The 13,983-nt window shown below is 67.1% G+C and carries 14 protein-coding genes and 1 tRNA gene; 9 read left to right on the top strand and 6 right to left on the bottom strand.

Features of this window, described 5'->3' with window-relative positions:
* Positions 1–258: 258 nt before the first annotated feature.
* Positions 259–351, bottom strand: a tRNA-Ser gene (locus R1L06_RS07360).
* Positions 352–513: 162 nt separating this feature from the next.
* Here R1L06_RS07360 and dnaX point away from each other — a divergent pair.
* The 4 genes from dnaX (at position 514) to R1L06_RS07380 (ending at position 4,044) form a co-directional block, all read left to right on the top strand.
* Positions 514–2,550 (top strand): DNA polymerase III subunit gamma/tau, encoded by a 2,037-nt coding sequence (gene dnaX / locus R1L06_RS07365; protein ID WP_317217313.1) that lies wholly within the window; start codon positions 514–516, stop codon positions 2,548–2,550.
* A gap of 6 nt (positions 2,551–2,556) precedes the next feature.
* Positions 2,557–2,877 carry a YbaB/EbfC family nucleoid-associated protein gene (locus tag R1L06_RS07370; protein WP_004154630.1) on the top strand — a complete coding sequence of 107 codons (321 nt, stop codon included), beginning with the start codon at positions 2,557–2,559 and terminating at the stop codon, positions 2,875–2,877.
* A 141-nt stretch (positions 2,878–3,018) separates the two neighbouring features.
* Positions 3,019–3,618 carry a recombination mediator RecR gene (gene recR, locus R1L06_RS07375; RefSeq protein WP_317217315.1) on the top strand — a complete coding sequence of 200 codons (600 nt, stop codon included), beginning with the start codon at positions 3,019–3,021 and terminating at the stop codon, positions 3,616–3,618.
* A gap of 66 nt (positions 3,619–3,684) precedes the next feature.
* On the top strand, positions 3,685–4,044 hold the full coding sequence (locus R1L06_RS07380; RefSeq protein WP_014646179.1) for a histidine triad nucleotide-binding protein: 360 nt from the start codon (positions 3,685–3,687) through the stop codon (positions 4,042–4,044).
* 98 nt (positions 4,045–4,142) lie between these two features.
* On the opposite strand, the gene R1L06_RS07385 is transcribed toward R1L06_RS07380, so the two are convergent.
* The 4 genes from R1L06_RS07385 to R1L06_RS07400 are packed head-to-tail and all read right to left on the bottom strand — an operon-like array spanning position 4,143 to position 8,509.
* On the bottom strand, positions 4,143–4,670 hold the full coding sequence (locus R1L06_RS07385; RefSeq protein ID WP_032127773.1) for a Slp family lipoprotein: 528 nt from the start codon (positions 4,668–4,670) through the stop codon (positions 4,143–4,145).
* Complete coding sequence (locus R1L06_RS07390) at positions 4,667–6,616, bottom strand: transglutaminase TgpA family protein (protein ID WP_071228018.1); 1,950 nt, start codon at positions 6,614–6,616, stop codon at positions 4,667–4,669. The genes R1L06_RS07385 and R1L06_RS07390 overlap by 4 nt, the downstream gene beginning before the upstream one ends.
* Positions 6,609–7,532 carry a DUF58 domain-containing protein gene (locus R1L06_RS07395; protein WP_185749964.1) on the bottom strand — a complete coding sequence of 308 codons (924 nt, stop codon included), beginning with the start codon at positions 7,530–7,532 and terminating at the stop codon, positions 6,609–6,611. Before R1L06_RS07395 ends, R1L06_RS07390 begins: the two co-directional genes overlap by 8 nt.
* Before the next feature lie 23 nt (positions 7,533–7,555).
* Entirely contained in the window at positions 7,556–8,509 is a 954-nt protein-coding gene (locus R1L06_RS07400; protein WP_317217316.1) for an AAA family ATPase, read from the bottom strand.
* Between the two features lie 42 nt (positions 8,510–8,551).
* Between R1L06_RS07400 and R1L06_RS07405 the strand changes: the two genes are divergently transcribed.
* Positions 8,552–10,387: a glycosyltransferase family 39 protein gene (locus R1L06_RS07405; RefSeq protein WP_032127769.1), complete on the top strand. Its 1,836-nt coding sequence runs from the start codon at positions 8,552–8,554 to the stop codon at positions 10,385–10,387.
* Positions 10,388–10,485: 98 nt separating this feature from the next.
* Here the strand turns inward: R1L06_RS07405 and R1L06_RS07410 are convergent, their stop codons facing one another.
* The gene (locus R1L06_RS07410; RefSeq protein WP_049400644.1) at positions 10,486–11,055 is read right to left on the bottom strand and encodes a Maf family protein; all 570 of its coding nucleotides are present in this window, start codon (positions 11,053–11,055) and stop codon (positions 10,486–10,488) included.
* 113 nt (positions 11,056–11,168) lie between these two features.
* On the opposite strand from R1L06_RS07410, the gene R1L06_RS07415 reads away from it, so the two are divergent.
* The 4 genes from R1L06_RS07415 (at position 11,169) to R1L06_RS07430 (ending at position 13,909) form a co-directional block, all read left to right on the top strand.
* Positions 11,169–11,678: a YceD family protein gene (locus R1L06_RS07415; protein WP_032127767.1), complete on the top strand. Its 510-nt coding sequence runs from the start codon at positions 11,169–11,171 to the stop codon at positions 11,676–11,678.
* A gap of 107 nt (positions 11,679–11,785) precedes the next feature.
* Positions 11,786–11,980, top strand: coding sequence for a 50S ribosomal protein L32 (rpmF, locus tag R1L06_RS07420; RefSeq protein WP_004154640.1), 195 nt, complete (start codon positions 11,786–11,788; stop codon positions 11,978–11,980).
* 91 nt (positions 11,981–12,071) lie between these two features.
* A complete protein-coding gene (locus R1L06_RS07425) occupies positions 12,072–13,049 on the top strand; it encodes a beta-ketoacyl-ACP synthase III (protein WP_032127766.1) in 978 nt (325 codons plus the stop codon).
* A gap of 77 nt (positions 13,050–13,126) precedes the next feature.
* On the top strand, positions 13,127–13,909 hold the full coding sequence (locus R1L06_RS07430; RefSeq protein ID WP_317217317.1) for a BUD32 family EKC/KEOPS complex subunit: 783 nt from the start codon (positions 13,127–13,129) through the stop codon (positions 13,907–13,909).
* The last annotated feature ends 74 nt before the right edge of the window (positions 13,910–13,983 follow it).

Genomic DNA, 13,983 nt, shown 5'->3' on the forward strand with positions numbered 1-13,983 from the left:
GTGTCCCGCCGAAGGTTACCCCAGAAAAGCAAAAACCCCTGCGTAAACAGAGGCTTGCGTAATCTTGCGGAGAGAGGGGGATTGTCGTGTGCATCCATGCACCCGATCCCGATGCGCGTTGCGCCTCGGGACCCGCCTGCGGCGGTCCGGTTCTGCTCCTGCAGAACCGTCGAACCCCGGCGTGGCTTCTCACCACCCATCCCATCCGCCAGACAAACGCAAAAGGGCCACCCTGTGGGCGGCCCTTTTGCGTTTGTCTGGCGGAGAGAGGGGGATTCGAACCCCCGAAGCGCGGTTTAGACGCTTACACACTTTCCAGGCGTGCTCCTTCAACCACTCGGACACCTCTCCGGATCCCTGCCATCGGCAAACGCCTCAGCAGGGGCGCAGATTCTAGCGGGCCGCGCGGCACTTCACAAGCACCCCGGTCAGGAACCTGCGAAGGACGTGCCGGAGGCGAGGGGGCTGGACAGGCATGGCACAATGGAACATCCGATGGAAAACGGTGGCCTGATGTCCTATCTCGTCCTTGCCCGCAAGTGGCGTCCGAAGCGTTTTGCCGAGCTGGTGGGCCAGGAACACGTGGTCCGTGCGCTCAGCAACGCGCTGGACAGCGGCCGGGTCCACCATGCGTTCCTGTTCACCGGTACCCGCGGCGTGGGCAAGACCACCATCGCGCGCATCTTCGCCAAGTCGCTGAACTGCGAGCAGGGCACCAGCGCCGACCCGTGCGGCCAGTGCGCGGCCTGCCTGGACATCGACGCCGGCCGCTACATCGACCTGCTGGAAATCGACGCCGCGTCCAACACCGGTGTGGATGACGTGCGCGAGGTGATCGAGAACGCGCAGTACATGCCCTCGCGTGGCAAGTACAAGGTCTACCTGATCGACGAAGTGCACATGCTGTCCAAGGCGGCGTTCAACGCGCTGCTGAAGACGCTGGAAGAGCCGCCGGAGCACGTGAAGTTCCTGCTGGCCACCACCGACCCGCAGAAGCTGCCGGTCACCGTGCTCAGCCGCTGCCTGCAGTTCAACCTCAAGCGCCTGGACGAGGATCAGATCCAGGGCCAGATGACCCGCATCCTGGCGGCTGAGGAAATCGAGGCCGACGGCAGCGCCATCGTGCAGCTGGCCAAGGCCGCCGACGGCAGCCTGCGTGACGGCCTGTCGCTGCTGGACCAGGCGATCGCCTACGCCGGCGGCGCGCTGCGCGAGGACGTAGTGCGCACCATGCTGGGCACGGTCGACCGCACCCAGGTGGCAGCGATGCTCGATGCGCTGGCCGAAGGCGATGGTCCGCGCCTGTTGCAGGTGGTGGCTGCGCTGGCGGAGTTCTCGCCGGACTGGAGCGGCGTACTGGAAGCGCTGGCCGAAGGCCTGCATCGCATCCAGGTGCAGCAGCTGGTACCGGGTGCCGCAGCGACTGCCGAAGGCCTGGATGCGACGGTGTTCGCCGAACGCCTGCGTCCGGAAGTGGTGCAGCTCTGGTATCAGATGGCCTTGAACGGCCGTCGTGACCTGCCGCTGGCGCCTAGCCCGCGCGCGGGCTTTGAAATGGCTGTGCTGCGCATGCTGGCGTTCCGCCCGGCCGCGGCGGTCCCGCCGGTGCCGAAGTCGGTGGACGGTGCAGGCAATGCGCCGGGTGGCAATGCTGCCGGTGGTGGCAGCGGTACGGGTACCCACGAAGCGACACCGGTTGCTGCCGCCACTTCGGCAAGCCCGGCCGTAGTAGCGCAGGTGGCCGCTCCGGCGCAGGCCGCGCCGCGCGAACCTGAACCCGAACCTGAGCCGGCCCCACGACCCGAACCGGACCCGACCCCGGAGCCCGAGCCGGTTCCGGTGGAAGAGCCCGTGTCACCGCCGCCGGTGAAGGCCGAAGCAGCGGCACCGGCATCCGTTGAAGCCGAAGCGGGCGACGACCTGCCGCCGTGGGCCACCGACGAAGCCGGGGCGCGTGACGAGGCGCTGGCGGCCGAGATGGCTGGGCCGGACGCCGCCATGGTGGCGCCCTGGCATGAACCGCCAGCTCCCGTCGCGGCTCCCAGCGAGCCTGCGCCGCCCGAGCGCCCGTTCCGCACTGAAGGCATTGCCATCGCGCCGGCCGAGCCGGCCCCGGCACGTGATGCCGTGCCGCAGGAAGGTGTCAGCGATCTGGCCAGCGCCGAGGATTGGCTGGATCTGGTCGCCAACAGTGGCCTGAGCGGCCCGTCGCGGCAGTTGGCCGCCAACGCCGCCTTCATCAGTTGCCAGCACGGGACCTTGAAACTGGGTCTTTCGCCCGGATTTGAATATCTGCGCTCGGAGCGCGCGCTGGCCGCCCTGGGCGAGATGCTGGAGAAGGCCCTCGGCCAAGCGCCGAAGATCGTGGTCGAGACCGTGGAAACCGAACACGTTCCGGCCGAGACCCTGCACCAGCGTGCCGATCGCCAGCGTGGCGAGCGGCAGCAGGTGGCAGAGGCTGTTTTCATGGACGATCCGGAAGTGCAGGTGCTGATCCAACAGCACGGCGCCCGGGTTGTTTCCGATTCCATCCGTTCTTTTGACGAGTAAGACACTATGCGCGGCAACATCGCCCAACTGATGCAGCAGGCCCAGAAGATGCAGGAAAACCTGCAGAAGGCCCAGGAAGAAATCGCCAAGATCGAAGTGACCGGCAGCGCCGGTGGCGGCATGGTCAGCGTGACCCTGACCGGCGCCAAGGAATGCCGCAAGGTGCGCATCGACCCGTCGCTGGCCAGCGACCCGGAGATGCTGGAAGACCTGATCGCCGCCGCCTTCAACGATGCCTCGAACAAGATCGATGCCGAGTCGAAGTCGAAGATGGGTTCGGCCACCGCCGGCATGCAGCTGCCGCCGGGCATGAAGCTGCCGTTCTGATTTTCAGCGTGGCACCCGTGTAACCGGGTGCCACGGATCCCGTAGAGTCGAGCTTGCTCGACTGCTCCAACCTTCAGTCGAGCATGGCTCGACTCTACAAACAGCCGTCGAGCCTGCTCGACGCAATGAAAGCCTGCCGCCGTGTCCGCACCCCTGCTTGAACAATTGATCGACGTACTGCGGGTGCTGCCTGGCGTGGGCCAGAAGACGGCGCAGCGCATGGCCTACCACCTGCTCGAGCGCGAGCGCGAAGGTGGCCAGCGCCTGGCCGAAACCCTGGCGCTGGCGGTGGAGCGCATCGGCCACTGCTCGCAATGTCGCGACTTCAGCGAAACCGAGTTGTGCCCGACCTGTGCCAACAGCAGCCGCGAACGCAGCCAGCTGTGCGTGGTCGAATCGCCGGCCGACCGCCTGGCCATCGAAAACGCCACAGGTTTCCGCGGTGTCTACTTCGTGCTGCAGGGGCGGCTGTCGCCGCTCGATGGCATCGGCCCGCGCGAGCTGGGCCTGGAGCAGTTGGAGCGGCGGCTGGCCGAAGGCGAGGTGCAGGAGCTGATCATCGCCACCAGCGCCACTGTGGAGGGGGAGGCCACCGCGCATTACCTGGCGCAGCTGGCGCGCGCACGCAAGGTGCAGCCCAGCCGCCTGGCGCAGGGCCTGCCGCTGGGCGGTGAACTGGAATACGTCGATCGTGGCACGCTGTCGCACGCGTTCGGGACGCGCAGCGAATTCCGCGATTGAGCAACGGCCGGCATGGCCGGGCGTGAGCGGCCTACAATGCGGGAGACATCCCCGCCGAGGCCGACCATGAGCAACGAAACCCTCTTCAGTAAGATCATCCGTCGCGAGATCCCGGCCACCATCGTCTACGAGGATGACGAGGTGCTGGGCTTCAAGGACATCGCACCGCAGGCGCCGGTGCACGTGCTGTTCATTCCGAAGAACGAGATCATCCCGACCCTGGATGACCTGCAGCCGTCGCAGGCGCACCTGATCGGCAAGCTGGCGCTGGCTGCCGCCGAGTACGCGCGCCGTGAGGGCTTTGCTCAGGACGGCTACCGCATCGTGATGAACTGCCGCGAGGATGCCGGGCAGACCGTGTTCCATATCCACATGCACCTGCTGGCCGGTGCGCCGCTGGGGCACTTCGGTACCCCGGGGCGTTGAAGCCCCTATCCACGCCTGGCGTGGATCTGCCGTATCCCGGCGTGGATGGAAAAGGCCGCCCGAGGGCGGCCTTTTCCGTCATGCCTGTGCGGTGACGATCACCACCAGCCCCAGCGACCATAGCCGCCCCAGTACGGGCCATACGGGCTCGGGCCCCACGGGCCATAGGGGTAGGGCACCACGTCGACCTGACGCTGTTCCGGCCACAGGTAGATCACATCAGCCGACAGCTTCGGCAGGCGGTAGTCGTATTCGCCGATGCGGGTGTTCTGGTAGCCGTCGATCTTGCCGATGAAGGTCACGTCACGACCGGCTTCGAACACCGCCGGGTCGTAGAAGCCGGCACGGCAGGCGATGAAACGACCGTCGCTGGCATCGGACGAAGTGGTGTTCGGGCGGCCACTGCCATTGAGCGGGCGCGAGATGATCTGGAAGCAGGTCTCGCCCTGGCCGGGCTTGGTTTCGATGATGCGACCGCCCCAACGGACCGGCGTGCCGACCTGCTGGGTAGCGACCGAATCGCGAGGGGAGACCAGGCTGAACTGTCCCTGCAGCGGCTTGGGGGCCGTGGCGCAGGCCGACAGGGCCAGCGTGGCCACAGCGGTGAGAAGGAACTTGGTGTTCATGGGGAGGCTCCGGAAGTCGGGCGATGCCTGCGCAGGTCCCGCAATAATGAAGCGAGGTCGGTGCAAGTTCCAGCGTAACGCGCATCAGCGAAACGCTGGCTGAGCGCGAGCAGGGCCGGGTCAGGACGCTGCCGGTGTACGCGCTGTGCCCAGTCCTGGGCGGTTTCGTGCGGTTCACGGGCCAGGCCGAGGCGGGCGTAGCGCCGTCCGAGCCGGTGCCAGGCGCGCAGCAGCGGGTCGCGTTCGCGCTCGCCACGGGCCAGCAGCCAGGCCATCCACGCCAGCGCCAGCAGTGCGGCCACCACGAAGCCAGCGACCAGCTGCCCGGGGCCCAGATCGTCCAGCCCGAACGGCTTGAGCAGCTGTTGCTGGCGGCGCGCATCGAACGACAGCACCAGGTCGTTCCAGCCGCGGCGCAGCCAGTCGCCCATCTGGCCCAGCTGCAGCCAACGCTGCTGCAGTGGCGTGTCCGTGCCGGCCTGCAGGCGGTCATCCAGTGTGTCCAGGATGCGTTCCGGTGCCACGGCTGCGGTCGGGTCGACCCGGACCCAGCCGCGCTGCGGCAGCCACACCTCGGCCCAGGCGTGGGCATCCATTCGCCGCACTACCCAGTAGTCGCCGATGCGGTTGCGGGTGCCGCCGGCGAAACCGGTCACCACCCGCGCCGGGACGCCGGCGTTGCGCATCAGCACCACGAAGGCCGAGCTGAAGTGTTCACAGAAGCCGGCCTTGTAGCCGAACAGGAACTCGTCGATCGGGTCGCGTCCCGCCGCAGGGGTGTCCAGCGTGTACGAGAAGTCGGTGGTGATCCACTGCAGCGCGCGGCGCACGATGGCCTCGTCATCGCTGCCAGCCTCCTGTCGCCATTGCTGCGCCAACGTGGCGGTGCGCGGGTTGAAGCCGGTCGGCAGCTGCAGCGTCGCGCGGCGCAGATAGGGCGACAGCGTGCTGTCGAAACGCAGGGGAGGGGCCGAATGCAACCGCCAGCGGCTGAGCGAGGCCAGCGGGCGTTCGCTGCTCAGGCTCATGTCCGCATCCAGCATGCTGCCTGCAGGCGCGCGGCTGGGCAGGTCCAGCGCCACCAGCTGGCGGCGGTCGGTCGGCTCGTAGTCGATCTGGTAATCCCAGCCCTGTGTACTTGCTTCAACCACCGCAGCAGGCCGCCGCGCGCTGGCGCGGTCGCGTGTCCAGCGCCGTCCATCGAAGGCAGTAAGTACAGGGCCGCGCCAGTAACGCTGCGCCGGCTCGGGTGGAGTGCCGAAGAACTGCACGCGCAGCGCCGGGCTGTCGTCGGCCATCAGGTCCAACCACTGGCCGGGCTCCATGCTGTCGGACAACCCCGGTGTACCCACGGCGCGCTCGGGAACACCCCACAGTGGTGTGGCCAGGCGCGGGAACAGCCAGAAACAGGCCAATGCCAGCGGCAGGCCGATCGCCAACAGACGGCCGACACCATGCAGCTGCCCGCGCAGTGGCAGGCGGCCGGCATGACCTTCATCCTGGGCCAGGCGTTGCAGCGCGATCAGTGCGCTGCCCCCGGCCAGCGCGGCCAGCGCGGTTGTCAGCGGCCCCTGGTCGAGCAGGAATGCTGCAAAGGGCGAGAACAGCGCGAAGCCGAGCAGGCTGCGGGCATCACGCAGGCTGCGCAGCTCGCTGGACTTGATCGCCAGCATCGCGGCCAGCAGTGCGCAACCGGTATCGCGCCCGGGGCGCACCATGCCCATCTGCCAGACGATGGCGCCGAGCATGCCCAGCACCAGCAGCAGGCGTACCGGCATCGGCAACACTGTCCGCCACGACAGGGCGGCGGTGATGATCGCCGCCAGCGCGATCACACCAGCCAGCAGTGGCGGCAGCTGCAGCAGCAACGGCAACAAGGCCAGCGCCGCGCTGGCCAGGGTCCAGTTGCGGGCATTGCGGTCGAGCAGGGCCGGGGTCTCAGTCATGCGGCATCAGCGCCAGCGCGCGCAGGCACAGGTGATGGTGGCTGGCGCCCTGACCGGGCCCGAACGGCGGGTGTGCAGGCAGCAGCAGGGTGTAGCGGCGGCCCTCGCGCTCGGCCACATCCACCCAGCGCGCCAATCGAGCGATGCGTGCTTCATGGCCCAACGGCGCCAACGAGCGCCAGTCGAGGATCACTTCGATGCCGACCGGCTTTTCGTACTCGCGCACCAGCAGGCTGTCGCGGCGTGCCGAGTGCTTCCAGGAAATGCTGCGCGGCGCATCGCCGGCCCGGTAGGGGCGTAGCTGATGCAGTTCCTCGCCGCTGGCATGGGCGCGGGTGTGCAGCGGATCGCTGCCGCTCTCCGGCAGTGCAGGCGCCACGGCTTCGGCCAGCGGGTAGACCAGCAGCGGCTGTTCCGGCCACACCCACGACCACGCCCGCACCAGGCCCAGCGGCTGGGTGGTGGACAGTCGGATGCGCGGCAGTTCCAGCCAGCCACGGCGTTCGCTGGGAACGTCCAGTTCCACTTCGCCACGGCCGTGCGCAGGCAGCGAGGTCCAGGCGTTGCTGTCACCCAGCTGCAGATGCAGGCCGTGCCGCGCACGCGGGTCACGCAGTGAGAGGTCCACGCGCAGACGCAATGGTTGCCCGGCCGCTACCGGCTCGGCGGAGATCGCATCGATCTGCACGCCAGACAACTGGAGATGCGCGGCAATGGCACTGGCGATTGCTGCTGCCGCGAGCAGCAGGGCCAGCAGCAGCGCCGGGTTGTTGTTGTAGTTCAGTGCGCCCAGCAGCATGGCCGTCAGCAGGGTGGCAACGAACAGGCCGAAGCGGGTGGGCAGCACATAGATGCGATGGCGGTCCAGCCGCCTCGGCAAGGCTTCGGGCCTGCGTGGCCGAGCCAGCAGCTGCATGCGTGCCCAGCGTGTGGCCACGCTCAGTCCACCGCGACGGTCTGCAGGATCGCGCGCGCCAGTGCCGGACCCGAACTGGATTCGGCTTCCGCCACCAGTCGGTGACCGGCCACCGCCACGAACAGGGTCTGCACGTCTTCGGGCACCACATGGCCGCGCCCCAGCAGCAGTGCATGTGCCTTGGCCGCGCGCAGCAGCGCCAGGCCCGCACGTGGCGACAGGCCCACGCGCACACCGGCATGCTGGCGGCTGCGGGTCAGCAGCGCCTGCACATAGTCGATCAGCGCGTCGCTGGCATGCACCTGGTTCACTGCGTCGCGCAGCGCGCGCACCTGGGTGTCATCCAGTTTCGGTACGGCACGCGCGATCAGGTCGCGGCGATCGCTGCCGCGCAGCAGCTCGCGCTCGGCCTGCGCGCTGGGGTAACCCATCGCCAGTCGCAGCAGGAAGCGGTCCAGCTGCGAATCCGGCAGCGGGAACGTGCCGGACAGATCCACCGGGTTCTGCGTAGCGATCACGAAGAAAGGATCGGGCAGGGCATGGGTCTGTCCATCCAGGGTGACCTGTTGCTCGGCCATCGCTTCCAGCAACGCGCTCTGCGTGCGCGGTGGTGCGCGGTTGATCTCGTCGGCCAGCAGTACGTGGGTGAACACCGGGCCGGGGTGGAACTGGAACTGACGGCTGCCGGCTTCATACACCGACACGCCCAGCACATCGGCGGGCAACAGATCGGAGGTGAACTGCACGCGCTGGAAGCTGAGGCCGAGGCTGCTGGCCAGCGCATGCGCCAGCGTGGTCTTGCCCAGGCCGGGCAGATCTTCGATCAGCAGGTGACCGCCGGACAGCAATGCGACGAACGCCAGCCTGACTTCCGGCACCTTGCCCAGTACCAGTGCGTTCACCTGATCCTGTGCCTCCCGCAGGGCCTGACGCAATTGATCGGTTAGCATGCTGGGGTTGGGGGGCGAAGCTGGCATGATCGTCTCAGATCTGGAATCCACTCGATTATCCATAGAGCAATGCAAGGCGAACAGCGCGCACGGACGATATTTCTCTGGTTATGGACGCTGGTCACAGCGGCCAAGCTGATCGTTGCCGCGCGCTTGCCGCTGTTCGTCGACGAAGCGTTCTATTGGCAGGAAGGCCAGCATCTGGCCGCGGCCTATTCGGATCTGCCCGGGTTGACCGCCTGGCTGGCCCGCCTGGGCGTGGAGCTCGGCGGTCATCACGTGCTTGCGCTGCGCCTGCCGTTCCTGGCCATCGGTGCCCTGTTGCCGCTGCTGGTGGTGCGCACGGCCACGCGCTGGTTCGGCAATGTGGCTGGTTGGCAGGCGGGCAGCCTCACGCTGTTGATGCCGTTGTCGGCGACGCTGGGCCTGCTGGCGGTACCCGACGTGCCGATGGCGCTGGCGGCAGTGATCTGCCTGCACGCCGGTGCGCGCCTGCTGCACAACGTGGATGCCTCCTCGGCGATGAAGCTGGCGCTGGGCCTGCTGATCGGTGCACTCAGCCACTACCGTTTCATCGGTGTCATCGGCGTCGGTTTCATCGCGCTGCTGGCATTGCCGCAGGGGCGGCGCATGCTGGCCGATCCGCGCGTATGGGTCGCACTGGCGGTGGGCGTGCTGGCATGGCTGCCACTGCTGGCGTGGAATGCGGACAACCACGATGCCGGTCTGAAATTCCAGGTGGTCGAGCGTCATCCCTGGGCCTTTGAATGGGGCGGGCTGTGGTTCCTGGTGATCCAGCCGATGCTGGTGACGCCGATCCTGTGCATGGCGATGTGGAAGGTGGCGCTGGCAGGAACCCGGAGCGGTGGCGGTGCGCGCGTGCAGTGGCGCTATTTCGGCCTGGTGGGCGGCGTATCCACGCTGGGCATTTTCGTGCTTGGCTTCTTCACTGACGTCGAGCGGATCAGTTTCCATTGGCCGCTGCCGGGTTATCTCGCACTGCTGGTGGCGGTGCCGGTAGTGCTCAACGGCTGGCCGCGCTGGCTGCGCCGCACCGGCTGGTGGCTGGCAGGCGCGGGCATGGTGCTGGCGTTCGGCTACTACCTGATGGCATCCACGCCGGCACTGCGCGAGCAGATGGCCGGCAGCAAGTACTACCCGCGCAATTTCGCTGGCTGGCAACCACTGGCCGTAGCGGTCCATGAAGAGCTGCGGCAGATGCCGGAAGGGACGCGCGTGCTGGCCGGCAACTTCAAGGTTGGCGCCGAGCTGGGCTTCCAGCTGGGCAATGGCAACATCGAGGTGCTGCCGCATCCGCTCAATGACAAGCATGGCCGCACCGCGCAGCTGGCACAGTGGGGCCTGCTGCATGAGGGCGAGCGCACGGCGCCGATGCTGCTGGTGCTGTCACCCAGTGACCAGCGCTATCGCGAACTGCTGGAGCGCTATCACGCCATCTGCGATCAGGTGGGGCCGATGCCTGCGCCACGCGTGGTCAGCAGTGATCACGGGTTCCAGCGCTTCCTGTTGTTCCGCCTGCCGGTGCAGCGCGCGGAAGGGCCGTGCGTGACGCCGGCGATGGCGTGGCTGGATGCGCCGTCCAATGGCGAGAAGGTGTCCGGCACGTTCGCGATCAAGGGCTGGGCGTTCAAGGATGGCGTCGGCCTGGCACGCGTCGAAGTGCTGGTCGATGGCCGTTCCATCGGTGACGCCCGCTATGGGCGTGTGTTCGACGTCCGCCCCGTGTGGCCGGACAGCACCGATCCGCAGCACCCGGCGGTGGGCTTCGACGCATCGCTGGATACCACCACGCTGGCGCCGGGCAGGCATTGGCTGGGCCTGCGCCTGTATGGCCGCGATGGCAGCGTGGAGCAATGGCAGGAGCAGCCGTTCGAGGTCCGTTGAGGCTTCTGCTTTTGTAGGGTCGAGCCATGCTCGACTGCTTTTTCCGGGCCGCCTGCCATCTACAGCAGAAGCAGTCGGGCAGGGCTCGACGCTATAGTTCAGGGCACCGCGAAACCGGCCCTGCGCAGCAATCCGCATACCGCGATCAGCGGCAGGCCGACCAGCGCGGTCGGGTCGCGGTTGTCGATGGCGTCGAACAGGCTGATGCCCAGGCCCTCGCATTTGAAGCTGCCGGCGCAGTCCAGTGGCTGCTCGGTGGTCACGTAGCGGGCGATCTCGTCCGGTTCCAGTGCGCGGAAGCAGACTTCGGTCAGATCGACGGCCGTGAATGATTCTCCATCACGGCTGAGACAGACGGCGGTGTGGAAGCGCACGGTCTGCCCGGACATCGCTGCCAGCTGCGCACAGGCGGCCTCGACCGTACCGGGTTTGCCCAGCGGCTGGCCGTTCAGGTCCGCGACCTGGTCCGAGCCGATTACCCAGGCGCCCGGATGGCGGGCAGCCACCTCGGCGGCCTTGGCCGCAGCCAGGCGCGTGGCCAGAGCCCGCGGCGCTTCGCCATTCAACGGGGTTTCATCCACCTCCGGGCGCGCGCAGTCGAAGGCAAGGCCCAATCGCTGCAGCAGCTCGCGGCGGTAGCGGGAGGTGGAGGCCAGGACCAGTGACATGCGAGAATACCGGGGCAGGGCGCGGCAGTCTGGCGTGTCCGCAGCGCCAGCGGCAAGTCCTGTATGGCGGGCATTTGACAGCCGCCGCCCCGATCCTTAGTATTCAGCGGCTTATGTCCGCGAACGTGCCCGAAACGCTGGATGCCTGGCGGATGGTTGTAGCGCGAAGGCGCTTCGACGGTCAGGTGTCCCTGGCTGAATTGACCCGCCTGCAGGGGTTGGTCGCAGATACCGACGGTGAGTGCAATTACTCGCTTGAATTCGGTCGCGACGACGTCTTGCGGGTATCCTATGTGGAATTGACCATCGACACCGCGTTGCCGCTGACCTGTCAGCGCAGCATGCAGCGATTCCTGTTGCCGGTGAAGATGACCCAGAGGCTTGGCCTGATCCGCGACGAGGACGAGGAATCGTCCCTGCCGGAGGAGTACGAGGCGTTGCTGGTGCCGGAAGACGGCCAGCTGCGTCCGCTGGACCTGGTCGAGGACGAGCTGGTGCTGGCGGTGCCTGTGGTGCCGCTGTCGCCCGACGGTGAAGCAGTCGACAAGGACTGGGCGCCGAGCGAAGAAGAAACAAAGCAGGCCAACCCGTTCGCGGCGTTGGCGGCACTGAAGAAACAATAGCAGCCGGATTGTCGTCGGCGGCTGCGGCGAAAGCGAAAGTGTGCTGGGCGCTGGCGTCCTGCGCGACGATACGACGAAGCAAAACGAACCGAGTTTGGAGCAATCCCATGGCTGTGCAGAAATCCCGTGTCACCCCGTCCCGCCGCGGCATGCGTCGTGCGCATGACGCCCTGAGCGCCAAGCAGCTGTCGACCGACCCGACCACCGGCGAAGTGCACCTGCGTCACCACATCACTGCCGATGGTTTCTACCGCGGCAAGAAGGTCATCCAGACCAAGACCTCGGCCGTCGAAGAAGATTGATGTGCCGGGAAGGCCGCTGCCCCCGGGCAGCGGCCTTTGCCTTCTTTCCCGGGTGTGCCGGTGATCGGCGGCCCGCGCAACAGGAAACATGATGAGCAAGCGGATCTACTCGAGGATCGCGGGCACCGGTAGCTATTTGCCGGAAAAAGTCCTGACCAACGCCGACCTGGAAAAAATGGTCGAAACCTCGGATGAGTGGATCCAGTCGCGCACCGGCATTCGTGAGCGGCACATCGCGGCCGAAGGCGAAACCACCAGCGACCTTGGCTACAACGCCGCCCTGCGCGCGCTTGAAGCCGCAGGCATCGACGCCTCGCAGCTCGACATGATCGTGGTCGGCACGACCACCCCTGATCTCATTTTCCCGTCCACCGCGTGCCTGATCCAGGCAAAGCTCGGTGTGGCCGGGTGCCCCGCCTTCGACGTCAACGCCGCCTGCTCGGGCTTCGTGTTCGCGTTGGGCGTGGCCGACAAGTTCATCCGCTCCGGCGACTGCAGGCACGTGCTGGTGATCGGCACCGAAACGCTGACCCGCATGGTCGACTGGAACGATCGCACCACCTGCGTGCTGTTCGGCGATGGCGCCGGTGCTGTCGTGCTCAAGGCCGACGAAGACACCGGCATCCTCAGCACCCACCTGCATGCCGATGGCAGCAAGAAGGAGCTGCTGTGGAACCCGGTTGGCGTTTCGACCGGCTTCAAGGACGGCGCCAATGGCGGCGGCACCATCAACATGAAGGGCAACGACGTGTTCAAGTACGCCGTCAAGGCGCTGGACTCGGTCGTGGACGAGACTCTGGCTGCCAACGGCCTGGACAAGTCCGACCTGGATTGGCTGATTCCGCACCAGGCCAACCTGCGCATCATCGAAGCCACCGCCAAGCGCCTGGACATGTCGATGGACCAGGTCGTGGTCACCGTCGACAAGCACGGCAATACCTCGTCCGGCTCGGTGCCGCTGGCGCTGGACGCCGCCGTGCGCTCGGGCAAGGTCGAACGTGGCCAGCTGCTGCTGCTGGAAGCCTTCGGCGGCGGCTTCACGTGGGGTTCGGCTCTGCTGCGCTATTGATAGTGCAAGTTACGACAACGTGAAGCTTTGTCGTTGCGGCCCCTCTGGGGCCGTAACGCGTTTAAGGAGGACCTGTCATGGTTGAGCCCATCGTCATCGAAGGGCAACGTGCCTGGCTGAAGCAGTACGGCAAGGGAAGCCGCGCGCTGGCCCTTGGCCTGCTCAATTTTGTTGCCCGTCGTTTTCATCTGGATGCCCTGCGCCCGCCGCCGCACCGTGGCGGTGACGCCGCGCGCGAAACCGAAGCCCGTCGCCTTGCAGAACTGCAGGCGCAGGGCGTGAACGTGCCCGATGTGCTGGGCACCGGCCATGCTGCGCTGGTGATCGGCGACAACGGCAGTTCGTTCAATACCTGCCTGCGCGAAGCCGACGAGGCCGGTCGCGACCGCCTGGTGATGGCGGCCATGCTGGCCATTGCCGCAGCGCATGCGCGCGGCGCCTATTTCGGCCAGCCGTTGCCGCGCAATCTCACCTGGGATGGCGAGAAGGTCGGTTTCATCGACTTCGAGGAAGATCCGCTGGAAGTGATGGATCTGTCCGAAGCGCAGGCCCGCGACTGGCTGATGTTCGGCTATGGCGTGGCCAAGTACTACGCCGACCGCCCCGAGCACCTGCAGGCGATGATGGCCGAGGCGATGGGCGATGTGCAGGCGCCGGTGCGCGAGCACGTGCACGCGGTCACTGGCCGCCTGCGCAGCCTGGCCCGGGTCTGCATGAAGCTGGGCCGCTCGGCGCGCGCGCTGGCCCACTCCATCTTCATCGCCCATGGCGCCAGCACCGCTGGCGTGCTGATGCTGGTGGGCCTGTGCGTGGATTTCCTCGCCGACGGCGATCTGGACGTCCTGCAGCTGTTCTGCTGACTGTGCGTCCGCCGGGCCATGCCCGGCGGCGTTCCGCGGCTGGCCCACCATACGCGTGCATACGCGCACGTACA

This window comes from Stenotrophomonas mexicanensis (assembly GCF_032911605.1).
In the GTDB taxonomy this organism is placed as follows: Bacteria; Pseudomonadota; Gammaproteobacteria; order Xanthomonadales; family Xanthomonadaceae; genus Stenotrophomonas; species Stenotrophomonas maltophilia_A.

What these genes read in the sequence shown, in the direction of transcription:
- dnaX (WP_317217313.1), top strand. Translation starts at nt 514, where the DNA reads ATGTCCTATCTCGTCCTTGCCCGCAAGTGGCGTCCGAAGCGTTTTGCC.
- R1L06_RS07370 (WP_004154630.1), top strand. Translation starts at nt 2,557, where the DNA reads ATGCGCGGCAACATCGCCCAACTGATGCAGCAGGCCCAGAAGATGCAG.
- R1L06_RS07380 (WP_014646179.1), top strand. Translation starts at nt 3,685, where the DNA reads ATGAGCAACGAAACCCTCTTCAGTAAGATCATCCGTCGCGAGATCCCG.
- R1L06_RS07385 (WP_032127773.1), bottom strand. Translation starts at nt 4,670, where the DNA reads ATGAACACCAAGTTCCTTCTCACCGCTGTGGCCACGCTGGCCCTGTCG.
- R1L06_RS07390 (WP_071228018.1), bottom strand. Translation starts at nt 6,616, where the DNA reads ATGACTGAGACCCCGGCCCTGCTCGACCGCAATGCCCGCAACTGGACC.
- R1L06_RS07395 (WP_185749964.1), bottom strand. Translation starts at nt 7,532, where the DNA reads ATGCAGCTGCTGGCTCGGCCACGCAGGCCCGAAGCCTTGCCGAGGCGG.
- R1L06_RS07400 (WP_317217316.1), bottom strand. Translation starts at nt 8,509, where the DNA reads ATGCCAGCTTCGCCCCCCAACCCCAGCATGCTAACCGATCAATTGCGT.
- R1L06_RS07405 (WP_032127769.1), top strand. Translation starts at nt 8,552, where the DNA reads ATGCAAGGCGAACAGCGCGCACGGACGATATTTCTCTGGTTATGGACG.
- R1L06_RS07410 (WP_049400644.1), bottom strand. Translation starts at nt 11,055, where the DNA reads ATGTCACTGGTCCTGGCCTCCACCTCCCGCTACCGCCGCGAGCTGCTG.
- R1L06_RS07415 (WP_032127767.1), top strand. Translation starts at nt 11,169, where the DNA reads ATGTCCGCGAACGTGCCCGAAACGCTGGATGCCTGGCGGATGGTTGTA.
- rpmF (WP_004154640.1), top strand. Translation starts at nt 11,786, where the DNA reads ATGGCTGTGCAGAAATCCCGTGTCACCCCGTCCCGCCGCGGCATGCGT.
- R1L06_RS07425 (WP_032127766.1), top strand. Translation starts at nt 12,072, where the DNA reads ATGAGCAAGCGGATCTACTCGAGGATCGCGGGCACCGGTAGCTATTTG.
- R1L06_RS07430 (WP_317217317.1), top strand. Translation starts at nt 13,127, where the DNA reads ATGGTTGAGCCCATCGTCATCGAAGGGCAACGTGCCTGGCTGAAGCAG.